The organism is Morganella morganii, from assembly GCF_019243775.1.
Classification (GTDB): Bacteria; Pseudomonadota; Gammaproteobacteria; order Enterobacterales; family Enterobacteriaceae; genus Morganella; species Morganella morganii.
Genome location: NZ_CP069157.1, coordinates 2631636 through 2649647 on the forward strand (window position 1 = coordinate 2631636; position 18012 = coordinate 2649647).

Genomic DNA, 18012 nt, shown 5'->3' on the forward strand with positions numbered 1-18012 from the left:
TTGAAAATAAATGCAGACTGACCGTCATCCGCTGACGGCCGGAAATATATATTGTGCCCGGATGCGATATCCGCGGCATGTTTCAGGCTATTGGGAAGGGCTGTAAAAATGCAACAGAATACTGTGCAGATGAAACGCGTCTTAAATACCCCCGCGTTGGTTTTCTTCGGGCTCGCCTATATGGTGCCCCTTGGTATCTTCACAACTTACGGACAGGTTACCGTCCTCAGTGAAGGTCATTTACCGGTTGCTTATATTATTACTCTGACAGCCGTCCTGTTTACCGCACTCAGCTATTGTAAAATGACCAGCACACTGCCGCTGGCCGGCTCTGCGTATTCCTATGTCCAGAAAATCTTCGGCGGGAATACCGGGTTTCTGGTCGGCTGGGCGCAATTGCTGGATTATCTGTTTCTGCCGATTATCAACTATATCGCCATCGGTATTTTTGTGCATGAAGCCCTGCCGTCGGTGCCGATGGAGCTGATTATCGTCTCCACCATTGTGATTGTCTCTGTGCTGAATATTCTCGGGATCAAACTGGTCACCTCGATGAATATGCTGATCATTGTGATGCAGCTGATATTTATCACGCTGTTCCTGTATCTCAGCTTCAGTTCCGCGTTCACACTGGATAAAGAGGCGCTGCTCGCCCCGCTGACGGTGATGTCTGATCAGGTGTCCGGGCTGTTTGCCGGTGCGGCGGTTCTGTGTCTCGCATTCCTCGGGTTTGATGCCATCTCCACCATGGCGGAAGAGACCAAAGACGCCAAACGGGCGCTGCCGAAAGCAATCCTCTATACCGTGTTTATTGCCGGGACATTATTTATCATTATCTCTTACGCCGCACACCTGAGCTATCCGGCGTGGCGTGATTTCCTGCCGAACACCGATATCGCCAGTATTCAGGTGATGGAAAAAGTCGGTGGTGCACTGATGGCGTCCTCCTTTATTACTGCCTATGTGATCGGCGTGTTTGCCTCCGCGATGACATCCCAGGCCAGTATTGTGCGGATTTTTTATGCTATGGGCCGTGAAGGGGTGCTGCCGCGCTCAGTATTTGCCCGTCTGCATGCCAGATTCAACACTCCGGTACTGTCGATCCTGTTTGTCGCCCTCGCCTCACTGATGGCGCTGGTGCTCTCCCTGAGCCTGGTGGCGTCCATGATAAGCTTCGGCGCACTGATTGCATTTACCTTTGTAAATCTGTGTGTTATCAAACACTTTATTATTGACCGGAAAGAACCGCTGACGGCTGCTGTGATCCTGCGTTGTCTGGTGGTACCGGCTATCGGGGTGCTGCTGACCCTGTGGCTGTGGACCAGCCTGGATGCTCAGGCACTGACTGTCGGCCTGATCTGGCTGGGGATCGGTGTGGTATACCTCGGTGTGATCACCCGCTTCTTTACCCGCCGTCCGCCGTCAATCACGGAAGAAGAAACTCACTTAATTATCAATTAACTCTGTTGATGAGGATTGGAGAGCATAATGAAAATGACTGCCGCTGATATTATTTATCACAACGGTTATATCTATACTGCGGATGCGGAAAACCGCGTCGCCGGGGCCATCGCCATTGCTGACGGCCGTATTCTTGCCTGTGGTGATAATGATGACATGGCAGCATTCCGTGGTGAGCATACACAGTTTATCGACCTCGACGGCAAAATGATGATGCCGGGGATTATTGATGGTCATATGCACCCGTTCTGGGGCGGTATTCAGTTGTTCGGCTGCCATCTGAATTATGAATCCCTGACCATTGATGAGATCCTCGCCCGTGTGCAGGCGCATCTGGATAATGATCCGCGCACCGGCGAAAATGACTGGCTGAAAGTGACCGCCTGGCTGCGTCAGGGCATGTTACCGGCCGGTATTGATATGTACCGCGAAGATATGGACAAGCTCAATACCCGCCGCCCTGTCGTATTGTTCTCCAATGACTGCCATACCCTGCTTGCCAACAGCCGTGCGCTGGAGCTGTTCGGCATCACCAGAGAAACCCCGGCACCGAGTGACGGTAAAATCGGCAAACACGCCAATGGTGAACTGAACGGAATTCTTGAGGATGCCCCGGCGATGCGTGCGGCAGACAGTATTCCCTCCATTCAGGCTGACCGCGCAGTGGATGTCGCCCGTCTGGTGCAGAAAGTCCTCAATGAACAGGGCGTCACCATGGTCATGGATGCACGTGTGGCAGAATTACAGCTGGATGCGTTCCGTGCATTACAGGAGCAGGGTGAACTGACACTGCGTGTGCAGGCTGCCCGTGAAATCACGCCGGATGATGCGCCGGATGTGGCATCCGTGCCGCAGGCCGTGCAAAACGCCGTTGCCTTTGCGGAGCGCTATCATCAGCCTGAATGGGGCCCGGAACCGGGCATCGCGGTAAAAAACATTAAAATGTTTGTTGATGGTGTGCTTCAGTTCCCGACCATGACCGCCTCCCTGCTGAAACCGTACCGCATCAATCACGGCACCCCGGCACAACCGGACTGGCGTGAGACAGAAAATTACGGTGATCTCTATTTCACTTCAGAGGTGATCGATGCCCTGCTCGAACGTATCGCAGCTGCCGGGTACGATCCGCATCTGCATACTGTCGGTGAAGGTGCGGTTGATATGGTGCTCAACGGCATCGAAAAAATGCGGGCTGCGCATCCGGGCAAAGATATCCGTCCGGGACTGGCTCACAATGAGCTGGTGGATGCCAAAGATTACGCGCGTTTCGCCAGACTCGGCACCATTGCCTGCCTCTCCTTCCAGTGGGCGGCACCGACTGCGGAACTGGCGGAATTCACCCGCAATATGATCGGTGAAACCCGTTTTCAGCAGCTGGAGCCTATCGGTAAGTTTATTGATGCCGGTGCGGTCGTTGCGTTCGGCAGTGACTGGCCGATTGATGATTTTGATGAATGGTATGATCTGAAAGTGGCCGCCACCCGCCGTGGTCATCCGGTCAACGGTCAGCCGGCACAGCGTCTGGACACCGACCGTGACCTGACTGTCACGGAAGTGCTGCGTGCCGCCACGATTGACTCGGCTTATGCTCAGCACCGGGAAGATATTCTCGGTTCCCTGGAGCCGGGCAAACTGGCTGATATGATCGTGCTGGATCGCAATGTGTTTCAGATACCTGCTGATGATATTGCCAATGTGAAAGTACTGCGCACCATTGTCGGCGGTAAAACCGTTCATCTGACCAACTGACGGTAATCCGCAGTCTGATAAACCAAAACCTCATCCTGCGATGAGGTTTTTTTATCTCAGTGCTTAATCGCCAGTGTGTGGATCACCGGCTGATAGCCTTCGCGCTCATATAAACGCATGGCACCGGTGTTTTCCGGCAGCACTGACAACTCCAGATGCGTATGGCCCTGTGCCTTTGACCAGTCTTTAACAGCATCCAGTAATTTTTTTCCGGTGCCCTGTCCGCGTACCGCCGGATCAACCACAATATCAAAGATATAACCGAAACGACGCGGCACCACACAGGTATAAGGTGAGGTAACCTGCGTCTGCGCAAAGGCGAACCCGGCAATATGCCCTTCCGTTTCCGCCACCAGCAGACAGAACTTTTCATCTGTCACAGCGTTTTCGATAAATCCGCGATCCTGCTGCGCCGGGCGCCAGCGGTCGGGCTGATAATCCGCCATCAGAGTAAATAACTGCTGATAAAGCTCAGCAATGCGATCAGTGTCATTCAGTGCGGCAGGGCGGATTATCATAGTATTCTCCGGTTAATCGTAGGTTTTGACCGCAGGTGCCTCATAGTCACGGAAGCGGCGGATAAGCGCGTTACCGTCAGTTTCGACTACCGCCATATGGCGGTATTTTTCCTGCATAAACTGCTCATCGGTCATTTTGCTGATCAGAGACAGCAGCGGGTCATAATAATTATTGATATTCATCAGCCCGACCGGCTTCTGATGCAGCCCGATCTGACTCCAGGTAAAGACCTCAGCAAACTCATCCAGGGTACCGAAGCCGCCCGGCAGCGCGACAAAGCCGTCCGCCAGTTCAATCATTTTGCTTTTACGTTCATGCATGGTGCTGACGCGATGAAGCTCAGTCAGGTTTTTATGAGCAATCTCCCGTCCTTCCAGCAATGCCGGGATCACGCCGATGGCCTTCCCGCCTTCGCGGAGTACGGTATCCGCCACCGTCCCCATGATCCCCACACTGGCACCACCGTAAACCAGGGTAATTCCCTGCTCAACCAGAATCCGGGCAAATTTCACGGCCTCAAGGCGGTAAATCTCTGATGCACCTGCAGCTGATCCGCAATAGACTGCTATTCGTTTAATATCCCGCATATCTGCCCTGTCCTTATCGTGATGAAATGAAAATCCGGCAGTCAGTATACGCAAGCGGTCTGAAGATAGCACTCGTCAGATTTTGCTATATTACCCGGCAATCGCTGTCTGCGGATTAATATCCTCTTAAATCAGTAATTGCTATCCGTCAGCCGCCCCGCTAAGATTGCAGGACGAGTTCTGCCTTTTGCATGCAATTCAACATAACTAATTGTCTCACCGCATTTTTATTGCTCCCGAGGTTCTTCATGTCTGCGTCTCCCCGCCAGCAAAGTGGTTCTCCGTGGTTACCGATCGGCTTATTGCTGCTGTCGATGATCTCTATTCAGAGCGGTGCCTCACTGGCGAAAACCCTGTTTCCGGTTATTGGTGCCCCGGGTGTGACCGCCCTGCGATTACTGCTGGGTACAGCGATTCTGCTGGTGATTTTTAAACCCTGGCGGCTGCGTTTTACCCGTGAGTCTTTGCTGCCGATGCTGGGATACGGCCTCTCGCTCGGGGCGATGAACTATCTGTTCTATCTGGCGCTGTCCACCATTCCGCTCGGGATTGCAGTCGCCCTGGAGTTTACCGGGCCGCTGGCGGTTGCTATGTTCGGGGCACGGAAAATAACGGATTATCTCTGGATTATTCTGGTAATCGCCGGTCTGGCCTTCCTGCTGCCGCTCGGTGAGCAGATCGGGGATCTTGAGCAACTGGATCCGGTGGGGATGTTATACGCCCTGGGTGCCGGGGCGGGCTGGGCACTCTATATTATCTTCGGCCAGCGGGCCGGACGGTTTTACGGCGCAGCCACGGTTTCCGTCGGCTCGCTTATCGCCGCACTGATTTTTTTTCCGGTAGGGGCTTATCACAGTGATCTCAGTGTGATGTTCAGCTGGGCGGTACTGCCGGTCGGGGTGGCGGTAGCTATCTTATCAACAGCCTTCCCGTACTCGCTGGAGATGGTGGCACTGACCCGCCTGCCGACACGGACATTCGGCATACTGATGAGTCTTGAACCGGTGATTGGCGCAATGGTGGGTATTATCTTCCTGAGCGAGCATCTGTTATTCACACAATGGCTGGCGCTGAGCTGCATTGTCATCGCCTCCATGGGTGCGGCACTGACCATCAAACCAAAGTCAAAAATCAAAGCTGTTGAGTAATCACCCGCCATACTGAAACCGGCCTCGTGCCGGTTTGCCTATCGATTCTATAGATTTAATCGAATTTAACTATCATCTGCGCTGCCCTATAGTAATTCCATCGAAACAAAGATGTTTAACGGAATAAATAAGGGGAACAATAATGAGCACCGCGAAATTAGTGAAAACCACAGCTTCTCACTTAGTGTACACCCGTAACGATGTCACTGATGATATTAAGCAGGAAACCATTGATGAACTGAATCATCAGGTTCTGCAGTTTATCGACCTGTCGCTGATGACCAAACAGGCGCACTGGAATCTGCGCGGCCGTAATTTCATTGCTGTACATGAAATGCTGGACGGCTTCCGCGACAGCCTCAACAGCCACCTGGATACTTTTGCCGAACGCGCTGTTCAGCTCGGCGGTGTGGCACTCGGTACTTCACAGGCTGTCAGTAAAGCCTCTGCTTTACCGGCTTATCCGACCGATATCCACACCGTGCAGGATCACCTGAAAGCACTGGCCGACCGTTATGCCATCGTCGCCAACGATATCCGCCGTGCCGTCAGCCGCGTTGAGGATGAAAATACCGCAGATATGTTTACTGCCGCCTCCCGCGACCTCGACCAGTACCTGTGGTTCATCGAAGCCAATATCGAATAATAGTCAGAAATACGGCACCGCAGCCGGCGGGTTACGGTGCTGAAATAAACATCTCATGTGTGAGTATGTGTCGCAGACAATAAAAACAGTAAGACCTAGTGAGTCAATCCTACCCTTTATACCGCCTCCGGGCGGTTTTTTTTGCTTATTATTTTTCGGTATTAACGGTATTCCGTAATAAACAAAACCAAGAAAACATACGTATTTCAAAAACAAAAAAAACGCATAAAATTAAATGAAATAAAGGGAATACGTTAATACGTAATCATGGCAGGTAATTTTCTCAGTAATAATACCTGTCTGTGTATTTCTTCGTGCACAGCGGGGAAATAAAATGAAATCATATCTGTTATTTATCGGGTATTTTATCAGTGCCTTTTCTTTCGCTGACGGTATCAGTGCGAATAGCACACGGTATATTTATCCGAAAGGTGCTCACGATATTACGGCACGGATAAATAATGAATCCGCCACTGCGGCATTTGTTCAGTACTGGCTTGACCCGGGCGATTCCGAGGCTCTGCCCGCGAAATTGCCTGTCACACCGTTTGAACTGACCCCGCCGATTTCACGTATTAATCCCGGCGCAAACCAGATACTGCGTATCCGTCTGTTGGATAAAAGCGCCATACCGGCCGACAGAGGAAGTCTGTGGTGGCTGAATGTTCTGGATATTCCGCCGGTCAGTAAAACGTCCCCGCAGGAAGAGAACGACTCCGTCCAGCTTGCCGTTCGTTCCCGGTTTAAAATGTTTTACCGCCCTGCCGGATTAAGCGACAGAGATACCGCCACTCAGCAGATAACCTTTCAGTCAGGTAATCATTCAATCCTGATAAATAATAATTCGCCGTATCACATTACCATTACGGAAATAACGCTGGCGGATAAAAAACAGATATTACATAAATCGTTTATGCTGACACCGAAGAGCCGTTCAGACATCGCGGTAAAACGCGCGGTGAAACGCGGAGACCGGCTGATTATCAGCAATATCAATGATTACGGCAGTGACTCAACCTTTACCGCCACAGCAGAATAACGCTCACCCGTTTAATTATTTTTCCGGTTCAATATCCGGCCGCACAATCGGAAAGACCGGTAATGCATTAAGCAGCCTGCTGCCGTACCGTTTGGTCAGCAGGCGCTGGTCGTAAATTACCACATCCCCGTGACACTGATGACTGCGGATCAGCCGCCCGACCTGCTGAATCAGCGTAAATGACGCTCCCGGCAGGCTCTGGATTTCAAACGGGTAGCGGTTCAGGGATTTCAGCCAGTCGTTTTCCGTGATAATCACCGGGTTGGTGACCGGCGGAAACGCGATTTTGTGAATATGCACCTGAGTCAGGTAATCCCCTTTCAGATCAAGACCTTCGGCAAAAGAATGCAGGCCGATAAGCACACTGTTCTGCCCGTCCCGGATCCGCTGACAATGGGTTTCCACCAGCCGGTAACGGGGCTGATCCCCCTGCACCAGCAGTTGCAGACGTAAATCCGTCACATGGGTGAGAAACAGATCCATTGCCCGCTGGCTGTTAAACAGCACCAGCATGCCGCGGTGCTCACCGGACGCCAGCTGGGAGCGGAAATAACGCGCCATCTCCCCGATATGTGCGGCTTCATCGGCCGGTGTCGGTTCATAATGCATTTTCGGGATCACCAGCCGCCCCTGACGGCAGTGATCAAACGGAGAATCGAGAGCCACAAAGCGGTCGTCCGCCTTTTCACTCAGCCCGGTCATTTCCTGTAACCGGCTGAAACTGTTGAGTGAACGCAGGGTTGCCGAGGTCACCACAATATTCGGTACATTGCGCCATAACAGGTGGCCGAGCTGTTCGCTGACGCGGATCCCCGCGCAGTGGAACCAGAGGTGAGACTGATTTTTTTCATAGCGGCGGCTGAGCCACTTTGAGACCGGCGCGTGTGAGATTTCCGACAGCGCCGCCAGACGCCACAGTTTGGCGCTGTTTTCCAGTGCACCGAGGAACTTTCCGGCCGTGAGGATGGCGCGGTGCAGACGGACAATATCCTGTTTTGCCGTCTGTTCGTTCAGATCACTGAGTATCCCCTCCACCATGCTGTGCAGAGCATCCGTCTGTTTTGACAGTTGCTGAGCCGCTGCCGTCAGCGGTTCCGGCAGTTCCCCGAGCGGAAACAAATAGTGCGGATCCGCCGCCTGCTCCGGCAGCAGCGCCTGTGTGTACATCGCCATATCGCGGTACACATCTGACATCGCGTCCAGATGTTTTTGCAGACGGGCGCTGTCCGCCAGTTTCGGCGGTTTTAGCGGACGGAACTGTTGCAGATACTGAGTGACAAAGCGGGAAAGGTTGTCCAGCTGCGCCTGAAGTGATACCAGGGTGATATCCCCTTCCACTTCCAGGGAATCACGGGCCACATCAGCGATATGGTGTCCTTCATCCAGCACCAGCAGCAGTTTTTTGCTTTCCGGCAAAACCGATTCATTCTCCATTGCCGCCATCACCAGCGCATGGTTGGCGACCACCACATCCACACTTTCAATTTCACGCCGCGCCAGGAAAAACGGACAGCGCGAGTAATACTGGCAGTTGCGGCCGAGACAACTGAGTTTATCAGTGCTGATTTTGCGCCACAGGCTGTCCGGAATGGAGGTTTTGTGGTGATCGCGCAGGCCGTCCCAGCCGAAAGAGGTAAAATCATTCTGCAGCTTGCGCACAGTATCGCGTTCAGAGGCCGTTGCCACATCTGCCTTGTCTTCGAGCAGCAGCATCAGGTCGATCTGTTCCCCTTCCGCCGCGCCGATCACCGCCATATTGCGCGGACACACGTAGCGCCCGCGCCCGAACGCACCGGTAAAACGCAGGTCAGGGATAATTTTTGCCAGCAGCGGCAGATCTTTGCTGTAGATCTGATCCTGCAACGCGACATTGGCGGTGCTGATCACCAGCAGCTTTTGCTGTTCCCGCGCGACCGCAATGCCCGGGATCAGATAAGAGAGGGTTTTTCCCACCCCGGTCGGGGCTTCAATCACCAGATGCCGTCCTTCATCACCCGCCATCGTCCGGGCAACTTCCGCAATCATTTCCCGCTGCGGGGCGCGCGGGACAAAGCCGTCAATCTGCTCCGGCAGGGCTTTGTACCAGGCGCTGATTTGTTGTTTGACGGTGGCGGAAAGGGGCATCTGAAAAACCTATGGATAAATAAACAGGGCGCTATTGTTTCACACTACAGAAAAAAAAATCAGCATGTCCGGGCCGTTACCGCTCATTTTCTGCATACGGTTGCTTCAATAGTTTGTTACAATTAATCAACATAGCCCCCGGATTTGTCCGGCAGACAGGCTCCACCAGATAAGACCAGAATACATCTATGAAGAAATTATTGATTATTTTCATTTTTATTTTTGCCTTCGGCTCCCTCGGCGGCGTTTTTCTTGCCGGAATGAATATGTATAATCGTTCGGTTGCCCCTGAGACTCCATCCACGGCGCAGGAAACAACCACCGGAGAAACCCGGTAGCTCTCTGCGTCCTGCTAACGAGGTTAATTGCGATGTACCGAGACTATTTTGTGACCGCAGACTGGCTGCACACGCACCTGAATGACGACAATCTTGTTGTGCTCGATGTCAGCAAAGCGCCGCCCGGTCAGCCCGCAGATTGCCATCAGTTATGGCTTGAGCGCCATATTCCGGGCGCACACTATTTTGATCTGGACAAAGTGGCTGATCTCTCTTCCCCGCTGCCGCATATGCTGCCGTCACCGGAAGTGTTCGCACAGGCTGCCGGTGAATTCGGGATCGATAATGACACCATGGTGATTATTTATGACCAGGGTAACCTGTTTTCCGCCCCGCGCGCCTGGTGGACACTGAAAACCTTCGGTGTGAAAAATCTGCGTATTTTACAGGGCGGACTGAATGCCTGGGCCGGTGCCGGTTATACCACCGAAAGCGGTGAGCTGCCGCTGCCGCAGGCGAAAACCTTTGTGCCGGAGTTTCAGCGTCATAATGCGGTAAATAAAGATGATGTGCTGCTGGCAATTACGGATCCGGAAATTCAGATTGTCGATGCCCGTTCTGCCGACCGTTTTCAGGCGCTGGCACCGGATCCGCGTCCCGGCGTGCGTTCAGGCCATATTCCCGGCAGTTGCAATGTACCGTGGAATACCCTGGTGGAGAACGGGATCTTCAAATCCCCGACGCAGATTCAGCAGATATTCCGTGATGCGGGTGTGGATTTAAGCAAATACCTGGTGGTGTCCTGTGGTTCCGGTATGACAGCCGCCATACTGCTGCTGGCGCTGACACTCACCGGCCATCAGAATGTCCGTCTGTATGACGGTTCCTGGGCGGAATGGGGCGGCTCAGACACCCTGCCGATTGAACCATAAAAAAATGCCGGAGCGCGTCAGCTGCTCCGGCATTTTTTAAATCTGTTATGCGGCTGTCAGCCCGCAAACTTCCCGGCGAGAAACAGCACCACCATCGCACCGATCACCGCTACCACAAAGCTGCCGAAATTAAACCCGTCGACACGCCCCTTGCCGAAGAAAACACTGATATATCCCCCGACAACAGCACCAACAACACCCAGTACAATCGTCATAATAATGCCGATACTATAGGTTCCGGGCATAATCCATTTCGCCAGCACACCGGCGATCAGGCCAAAAATAATCCAGGACAGAAAATTCATCAGTACCTCCTGCTGTATTAACGGGTTAAGAAAAAATCCGGCTCACCTGTCAATTAAAGTGCGATATGGCAAAAAAAGCAAATTTTATGCACCCTGAGCCCGGGCAATCGCCTGTGCAATCGAGGCAGAATCTTTCAGCGGGCGGATCACGGCAAAAAGTTCATCCGCTTCCTGCGAATAGGCTTTATGCAGATAGCTGAACCACTGTTTGACACGCGCCACATGGTACAGCCCGGTATCACCCTGCTTTTCCAGCTGCGTGTAGCGGTACAGTAATGCCACCACTTCCGGCCACGGCATAAAGGGCGCGTTATATTTAACCACACAGCTCAGGTTCGGCACATTGAGCGCTCCGCGCCCGAGCATCACCGCATCACAGCCGGTCACGGCCAGGCATTGCTGCGCACTCTGCCAGTCACGGACTTCGCCGTTGGCAATCACCGGAATGGAGAGCCGCTGACGGATAGCTGCGATCGCCGGCCAGTCAATCAAATCCGTGCGATAACCTGCTTCTTTGGTGCGCCCGTGCACCGTGATCTCGGTTGCCCCGCCTTGTGCCACCGCATCGGCGATTTCAAACTGGTGCGCATTGCTGCTCCAGCCGAGCCGCACTTTCACCGACACCGGCAGATGTGCCGGTACCGCTTCACGGATAGCTTTGGTGCCCTGATAAATCAGCTCCGGGTCTTTAAGAAGCATCGCCCCGCCGCCGCTGCCGTTCACTGTTTTGGACGGGCAGCCGCAGTTGAGATCCACCCCGTGCGAGCCGAGTTCCGCCGCACGTGCGGCATTTTCCGCCAGCCATTGCGGGAACTGCCCCAGCAGCTGGATCCGCACCGGCGTACCGGATTCGGTCAGACCGCCGTTTTCCAGCTCCGGACAGAGACGGAAAAACAGTTTCTCCGGCAGCAGCATATCCACCACACGGACAAACTCGGTGATACAGAGATCATAGTCATTCACCGCCGTCAGCAGATGACGGACGAGGGGGTCTAAGACCCCCTGCATTGGTGCTAAAAGAACACGCATGAGCCGGTTCCGTTATTTGCCCCGGTTACCCCACGGGCTGCCGGAGTCGCTGTTGCCGGAACGCGGTTTGTGCTGACGCGGACGCGGCGGACGTTTGTCACCGCCACCGCTGTTACCGCGGCCTTCGGCGCTGCGACCCTGTCCGCCCTGACGTCCTCCGCCGGAACGTCCGTTGCCGCCGCGACCCTGCTTCGCTTTCTGGATAGGTTCGGCTTTGATGGACGGATCCGGATCGTAACCCGGTTCAGCCATCCGCTCGATTTGCTTTTTCAGCAGTTTTTCAATGTCACGTAATAAGTCATGCTCATCGACACATACCAGTGATAATGCCAGGCCGGTAGCCTCCGCACGCCCGGTACGGCCGATACGGTGGACATAATCTTCCGCCACATTCGGCAGTTCATAGTTCACCACATACGGCAGCTGCTCGATATCCAGACCGCGTGCCGCGATATCAGTCGCGACCAGAGCGCGGATAGCGCCGCTTTTGAAATCCGCCAGTGCACGGGTACGTGCGCCCTGGGATTTATTACCGTGGATAGCCGCCGCTTTGATGCCGCTGTCGTTAAGGAATTCCGCCAGACGATTGGCACCGTGTTTGGTGCGGGTGAAAATCAGCACCTGCTCCCAGTTATCACGGCCAATCAGGTGCGCCAGCAGTTCTGCTTTGCGTTTTTTATCCACCAGATGAACAAACTGTGTGACCTGCTGTGAGGCACTGTTGCGCGGGGAAACTTCCACCGTCACCGGATTATTCAGAATGGTATTCGCCAGAGATTTGATACCATTGGAGAATGTCGCGGAAAACAGTAAATTCTGACGTTTCACCGGTAATTTTTTGATAACACGGCGGATATCATGGATAAAGCCCATATCCAGCATGCGGTCAGCTTCATCCAGCACCAGAATTTCGACTTTGGATAAATCCACGGCATTCTGATGTTCCAGATCCAGCAGACGGCCCGGAGTGGCAATCAGGATATCCACGCCGCCGCGCAGTTTCATCATCTGCGGGTTGATGCTCACCCCGCCGAAGACCACCAGCGAACGGGTGCGCAGATGGCGGCTGTACTCGCGGACGTTTTCGCCGATCTGAGCGGCCAGTTCACGGGTCGGGGACAAAATCAGCGCACGGACCGGACGCCCGCCGCCTTTGCGCGGATTATCCTGTAAATATTGCAGGATAGGTAAGGTAAAACCGGCGGTTTTTCCGGTACCGGTTTGTGCGCTGGCTAATAAGTCATGTCCGGCAAGAACCTGCGGAATGGCCTGCATCTGAATCGGGGTCGGCTGTTCGTAGCCCATCTCTGCGACGGCCTTCTGAATTTCCGGGCATAATGGTAATGATGAAAAACTCATGAATTGTTAAGACTCCGCCCCGGTCTGTTGTCTGCGGGGCCTGCTGATAATTGAATGTCGAAAATTAATCCGTCACTCCGGAAGAAATATCGATAAAATACGTCTGTGATCAATCCGTTGCTTACTGCTCATTTACAACAGATACTGATGAGCATACAGTTAATCATATGATTGATCTCTCGTTTATGCCGACACACCCATAAGGATATACGCCATGTCAGTCAATACGACTAATACGCCGCGAGGCGAACAAGCCAAACTCGCTTTACTGGAAGCCGCTATTGAGATTTTCGGACTGAACGGCCCAAATAGTGCCACTACTCGCCAGATTGCACAACGTGCGGATCAAAATATCGCAGCTATTGCTTATTATTTCGGCTCAAAAGACGGGTTGTATCTGGCCGTTGCACAGCATATTGCCGACATTATCCGTGATGAATTCCGTCCTGTCATTGAAGAAATTGATCTGTTTCTGGAAAACGGCGCTGACGAACGGGATGAAAGCCGCTGTCTGCAACTGATTGAACTGAGTTTTCTTGCCTACAATGAGCTGGTACTGAAGAAAAGTAATATTAATATCAGCCGGATTATGTCGCGCGAGCAGTTAATTCCGACCAAAGCTTACACGCTTATCCACGAACAGGCGCTGTCTGCGATTTTTACCCGCCAGGCAAGACTTGTCGCCCGTTATACCGGGCTGCCGGACGGACATATCAATACGCTGATCCATACACACGCTCTGATGGGTGAGATTTTATCTTTCCGTCTGGCACGGGAAAACCTGCTGCGCCAGACCGGCTGGGATAATATCGGCCCGAAAGAGTATGACATGATCAATGATGTGCTGCGGGAACATATCCGGTTGCTGCTCAGCGGATTAAAGCAGCATTACCGCAACTGATACACCGCTGTCTCTGATAACTCACCAGGAATCAATTCATGAAGCCAATGAAAAAAACCGAGATATTTATCATTATTCTGATCCTGCTGGCCGGTGCCGGCGGATGGTACTGGTGGGAGTCACGCCCGTCGGGGCCTGTACTGCTGTACGGTAATGTGGATATCCGGACGGTGAATCTTGGTTTTCGTGTCGGCGGCAAACTGCAATCCCTGAATGCGGATGAAGGGGCGGCGGTTCAGCCCGGTGAGCTGCTCGGTATGCTGGATGATACACCGTACCGTCACGCCCTGCTGAAAGCGGAAGGGGTACGGGACAGCGCACAGGCGGCATTACTGATGATGGAAACCGGCTACCGCCCGGAAGAAATCGCGCAGGCAAAAGCCGATGTTGCCCGTAATACGGCAGCGGCGGAATTTGCCCGTCAGTTTTATCAGCGCCAGGCCGGACTGATGAAAAGCCGTGCCATCTCCGCCAATGACCTGGAGAATGCCCGTAATCAGCGCAATCAGGCCGATGCGGCACTGAAAGCCTCACAGGACAAACTGAACCAGCTGGAAAACGGTTACCGCAAAGAAGAGATTGCCGAAGCGCGCGGACAGCTGAAACAGGCTGAAGCCGCCGTGGAGCAGGCACAGCTTGACCTGGCGGACACACGGCTGACCGCACCGGCAGCAGGTACTATTCTGACCCGCGCCATCGAGCCCGGCACGATTTTACCGGCAGGCAGCACCGTGTTCACCCTGACACTGACCAATCCGGTGTGGGTACGGGCGTATGTCAGCGAAAGCGAGCTGGGACAGGCACAGCCCGGCCGTAAAGTATTACTGGAAACCGACAGCCGCCCGGGCAAACCGTATCACGGGCATGTCGGATTCGTCTCCCCGACTGCCGAGTTTACCCCGAAATCCGTTGAAACCCCGGCACTGCGGACAGATCTGGTCTACCGTCTGCGCATTGTGGTGACGGATGCCGACCCGCTGCTGCGTCAGGGGATGCCGGTCACTATCCGCTTTGATAATGAAGAGCAGCAGCCGTAAGGAGAGACGATGCCAGACATCACTATCTCCCTCAGTGCCGTCGAAAAATGCTTTCCCGGCCTTGATAATCCCGCAGTTAACCGGCTGACCACCACCATCCGGGGCGGTGGTGTAACCGGGCTTGCCGGGCCGGACGGTGCCGGAAAAACCACCCTCATCCGTATGCTAGCCGGGTTACTGAAACCGGACAGCGGGGAGATCCGCGTGGCCGGGTTTGATCCGATTGAAGACAGTGTGGCTTTGCACGCACAGCTCGGTTATATGCCGCAGAAATTCGGGCTGTATGAAGATCTGTCCGTGATGGAAAACCTCCGTTTATATGCCGAACTGCGCGGTCTGCCGCACCATGAACAGCAGGCTGTTTTTGACCGCCTGCTGACCTTTACTGACCTGACCCGTTTTACCGGCCGCATGGCGGGCAAACTCTCCGGCGGCATGAAACAGAAGCTCGGACTGGCCTGCACACTGCTCGGGCAGCCGCAGGTGCTGCTGCTCGATGAGCCGGGTGTGGGAGTCGATCCTATCGCCCGCCGCGAACTGTGGCGGATGGTGCACACTCTCGCCGATGACGGCATGCTGATCCTCTGGAGTACCTCTTATCTGGATGAGGCAGAACAGTGCCGCGATGTGCTGCTGCTCAATCAGGGAAAAGTCATTTATGAGGGCAAACCGGCACATCTGACAGAAACGATGGAAGGCCGCTCTTTCCTGCTCTCCGCAGCCCCCGGTGAACGCCGCCGCATCTTACAGGAGGCATTGATTCAGCCACAGGTGTCTGATGGTGTTATTCAGGGACGTTATGTCCGGCTGATTGTAAAACCACAGGCCGATACCCGCACCCTGCTCAGCGCGCTGAAATGCCCGGATGCAGAGCTGCTGCCCGCTAAGCCTCGTTTTGAGGATGCATTTATTGATCTGCTCGGCGGCGGCCCTTCTCACCGCTCACAGCTGGCGCAGATTATGCCGCAGATCCCGGCGGCACCGGATGAGACCGTGATTGAAGCCGTCAGCCTGACCAAAAAATTCGGTGATTTTGCCGCGACCGATCATGTGGATTTTCAGGTCAAACGCGGGGAGATTTTCGGCCTGCTCGGCCCGAACGGTGCGGGCAAATCCACCACCTTTAAGATGATGTGCGGCCTGATGATCCCGAGCAGCGGCCGCGCTCTGGTGCTGGGGCTGGATCTGAAAACCAGCTCAGCCAAAGCCCGCAGCCGCCTGGGTTATATGGCGCAGAAGTTTTCTCTCTACGGCAATCTGACGGTCGCCCAGAACCTGAAATTTTTCTCCGGCGCTTACGGGCTGCGCGGCAAAGCGCAGCAGCAGAAAATCGATGATATGGTAAATGCTTTTAATTTCACCCCGATCCTGCGCCAGACCACCGAAGATTTGCCGCTCGGCTTCAAACAGCGGCTGGCGCTGGCCTGTGCCCTGATGCATGAACCGGATATTCTCTTTCTCGACGAACCCACCTCCGGCGTTGACCCGCTCACCCGCCGTGAATTCTGGCTGCATATTAACGGCATGGTGGATAAAGGTGTGACCGTGATGGTGACCACCCACTTTATGGATGAGGCGGAATATTGTGACCGCATCGGGCTGGTCTATCACGGCAAAATCATTGCTGCCGGCACCCCCGATGAACTGAAAGCCTCGGTGGCAGACGACACCCGTCCTGATCCGTCAATGGAAGATGCCTTTATCGGGCTGGTCGAGGAGTATGACAAAGAAAGCGCACAGGAGGCCGCATCATGAGCACACCTTCCGGTTTTTCATGGCGCCGTCTGCGGGCGCTGTGCATCAAAGAGAGCAAACAGATTGTCCGCGACCCGTCGAGTGCCCTGATCGCAATTGTGATCCCGCTGATTCTGTTATTTATTTTCGGTTACGGCATCAATCTGGATTCATCAAAACTGCGCCTCGGGATTCTGGTGAATCAGCAGAGCGAACCGGCGCGGGAGCTGATCAACGCCTTTACCGGCTCTCCGTTTATTGATGCCACCCTCAGTGATAACCGCCGTGAATTAATTGATAAACTCCAGGCGGGGCATATCCGCGGTATTGTGGTGATCCCGGCGGATTTGGACAAACGTCTGGCTCGTCAGGGTGATATCGCACAGATTCAGGTGATTACGGACGGCAGCGAGCCCAATACCGCCAACTTTGTACAGGGCTATGCCAGCGGTATCTGGCAGGTCTGGCAGCAGCAGCGGGCACAGGATCGGGGGATCAGCAGTGAGCCGACTGTTGATGTCCGGCTGCGCTACTGGTTTAACCCGGCTGCTATCAGCCAGCATTTTATTATACCGGGCGCTATCAGCATCATTATTACCGTGGTCGGCGCTATCCTGACCTCACTGGTGGTGGCACGGGAATGGGAGCGCGGCACCATGGAAGCCCTGCTTTCCACTCAGGTAACCAAAACGGAACTGCTGCTCTCCAAACTGCTGCCGTATCAGGTGCTCGGCAGCTTTGTCATGGTGCTGTGTATGGTGGTGACCGTGTATGTGCTGGATGTGCCGTATCACGGCTCGCTGTGGCTTCTGGCCCTGGTGACCTCCCTCTATCTCGCCACCGCGCTTGGTATGGGATTGCTGATATCCACCGTGACCCGCAATCAGTTTAACGCGGCTATGATTTCGCTGAACGCCGCATTTCTGCCTGCGATTATGCTGTCCGGCTTTGTGTTTGAAATTGACAGTATGCCGGTGGCGATACAGGTGGTAACTTATGTGATCCCGGCGCGCTACTTTGTGGAAAGCCTGCAGACTCTGTTCCTGGCGGGTAATATTATGCCGGTGATTATCAGTAATCTGGTGTTGCTGATCCTGTCAGCGCTTGTGTTTATCGGCCTGACCGCCCTGAAAACCCGCCGCCGGCTTGATTAAGGAGACTGCC

At 54.0% G+C, this 18012-nt stretch carries 17 protein-coding genes; 11 read left to right on the top strand and 6 right to left on the bottom strand.

Going from position 1 to position 18012, the window contains the following annotated elements; genetic code table 11:
- Positions 1-108: 108 nt before the first annotated feature.
- Both JL661_RS12685 and JL661_RS12690 read left to right on the top strand, forming a co-directional pair.
- The gene (locus JL661_RS12685) at positions 109-1461 is read left to right on the top strand and encodes an APC family permease (RefSeq protein WP_015422557.1); all 1353 of its coding nucleotides are present in this window, start codon (positions 109-111) and stop codon (positions 1459-1461) included.
- 27 nt (positions 1462-1488) lie between these two features.
- Positions 1489-3210, top strand: coding sequence for an amidohydrolase (locus tag JL661_RS12690; protein WP_004235724.1), 1722 nt, complete (start codon positions 1489-1491; stop codon positions 3208-3210).
- Positions 3211-3266: 56 nt separating this feature from the next.
- Here the strand turns inward: JL661_RS12690 and JL661_RS12695 are convergent, their stop codons facing one another.
- Together JL661_RS12695 and JL661_RS12700 are read right to left on the bottom strand one after the other, a co-directional pair.
- The gene (locus JL661_RS12695; RefSeq protein ID WP_032098870.1) at positions 3267-3728 is read right to left on the bottom strand and encodes a GNAT family N-acetyltransferase; all 462 of its coding nucleotides are present in this window, start codon (positions 3726-3728) and stop codon (positions 3267-3269) included.
- 12 nt (positions 3729-3740) lie between these two features.
- Positions 3741-4316, bottom strand: coding sequence for an LOG family protein (locus tag JL661_RS12700; RefSeq protein WP_015422556.1), 576 nt, complete (start codon positions 4314-4316; stop codon positions 3741-3743).
- A 248-nt stretch (positions 4317-4564) separates the two neighbouring features.
- Here JL661_RS12700 and rhtA point away from each other — a divergent pair, with 248 nt between their 5' ends.
- The 3 genes from rhtA (at position 4565) to JL661_RS12715 (ending at position 7149) form a co-directional block, all read left to right on the top strand.
- Positions 4565-5464, top strand: coding sequence for a threonine/homoserine exporter RhtA (rhtA, locus tag JL661_RS12705; RefSeq protein ID WP_036414183.1), 900 nt, complete (start codon positions 4565-4567; stop codon positions 5462-5464).
- A gap of 142 nt (positions 5465-5606) precedes the next feature.
- Positions 5607-6110 (top strand): DNA starvation/stationary phase protection protein Dps, encoded by a 504-nt coding sequence (dps, locus tag JL661_RS12710; RefSeq protein WP_004235719.1) that lies wholly within the window; start codon positions 5607-5609, stop codon positions 6108-6110.
- A gap of 334 nt (positions 6111-6444) precedes the next feature.
- The gene (locus tag JL661_RS12715; protein ID WP_046024220.1) at positions 6445-7149 is read left to right on the top strand and encodes a fimbrial biogenesis chaperone; all 705 of its coding nucleotides are present in this window, start codon (positions 6445-6447) and stop codon (positions 7147-7149) included.
- A 15-nt stretch (positions 7150-7164) separates the two neighbouring features.
- Here JL661_RS12715 and dinG read toward each other — a convergent pair whose 3' ends face one another.
- Positions 7165-9273 (bottom strand): ATP-dependent DNA helicase DinG, encoded by a 2109-nt coding sequence (gene dinG, locus JL661_RS12720; RefSeq protein ID WP_004235715.1) that lies wholly within the window; start codon positions 9271-9273, stop codon positions 7165-7167.
- A 188-nt stretch (positions 9274-9461) separates the two neighbouring features.
- Here dinG and JL661_RS12725 point away from each other — a divergent pair, with 188 nt between their 5' ends.
- Together JL661_RS12725 and sseA are read left to right on the top strand one after the other, a co-directional pair.
- The gene (locus JL661_RS12725) at positions 9462-9611 is read left to right on the top strand and encodes a hypothetical protein (RefSeq protein WP_004235712.1); all 150 of its coding nucleotides are present in this window, start codon (positions 9462-9464) and stop codon (positions 9609-9611) included.
- 32 nt (positions 9612-9643) lie between these two features.
- A complete protein-coding gene (gene sseA, locus JL661_RS12730) occupies positions 9644-10483 on the top strand; it encodes a 3-mercaptopyruvate sulfurtransferase (RefSeq protein ID WP_004235710.1) in 840 nt (279 codons plus the stop codon).
- 56 nt (positions 10484-10539) lie between these two features.
- Here sseA and JL661_RS12735 read toward each other — a convergent pair whose 3' ends face one another.
- From JL661_RS12735 to rhlE, 3 genes are all read right to left on the bottom strand, one after another.
- The gene (locus tag JL661_RS12735) at positions 10540-10788 is read right to left on the bottom strand and encodes a GlsB/YeaQ/YmgE family stress response membrane protein (protein WP_004235708.1); all 249 of its coding nucleotides are present in this window, start codon (positions 10786-10788) and stop codon (positions 10540-10542) included.
- 84 nt (positions 10789-10872) lie between these two features.
- Positions 10873-11817, bottom strand: coding sequence for a tRNA dihydrouridine(16) synthase DusC (gene dusC, locus JL661_RS12740; protein WP_062772272.1), 945 nt, complete (start codon positions 11815-11817; stop codon positions 10873-10875).
- 12 nt (positions 11818-11829) lie between these two features.
- Positions 11830-13176 (bottom strand): ATP-dependent RNA helicase RhlE, encoded by a 1347-nt coding sequence (gene rhlE, locus JL661_RS12745; protein ID WP_004235705.1) that lies wholly within the window; start codon positions 13174-13176, stop codon positions 11830-11832.
- A gap of 214 nt (positions 13177-13390) precedes the next feature.
- Between rhlE and JL661_RS12750 the strand changes: the two genes are divergently transcribed.
- The 4 genes from JL661_RS12750 to JL661_RS12765 are packed head-to-tail and all read left to right on the top strand — an operon-like array spanning position 13391 to position 18002.
- Positions 13391-14077: a CerR family C-terminal domain-containing protein gene (locus tag JL661_RS12750; RefSeq protein WP_004235704.1), complete on the top strand. Its 687-nt coding sequence runs from the start codon at positions 13391-13393 to the stop codon at positions 14075-14077.
- A 38-nt stretch (positions 14078-14115) separates the two neighbouring features.
- Entirely contained in the window at positions 14116-15114 is a 999-nt protein-coding gene (gene hlyD, locus JL661_RS12755) for a secretion protein HlyD (RefSeq protein ID WP_062772269.1), read from the top strand.
- A 9-nt stretch (positions 15115-15123) separates the two neighbouring features.
- Positions 15124-16869 carry an ATP-binding cassette domain-containing protein gene (locus tag JL661_RS12760; protein WP_062772266.1) on the top strand — a complete coding sequence of 582 codons (1746 nt, stop codon included), beginning with the start codon at positions 15124-15126 and terminating at the stop codon, positions 16867-16869.
- Entirely contained in the window at positions 16866-18002 is a 1137-nt protein-coding gene (locus JL661_RS12765; RefSeq protein WP_036417063.1) for an ABC transporter permease, read from the top strand. The genes JL661_RS12760 and JL661_RS12765 overlap by 4 nt, the downstream gene beginning before the upstream one ends.
- Positions 18003-18012 lie beyond the last annotated feature (10 nt).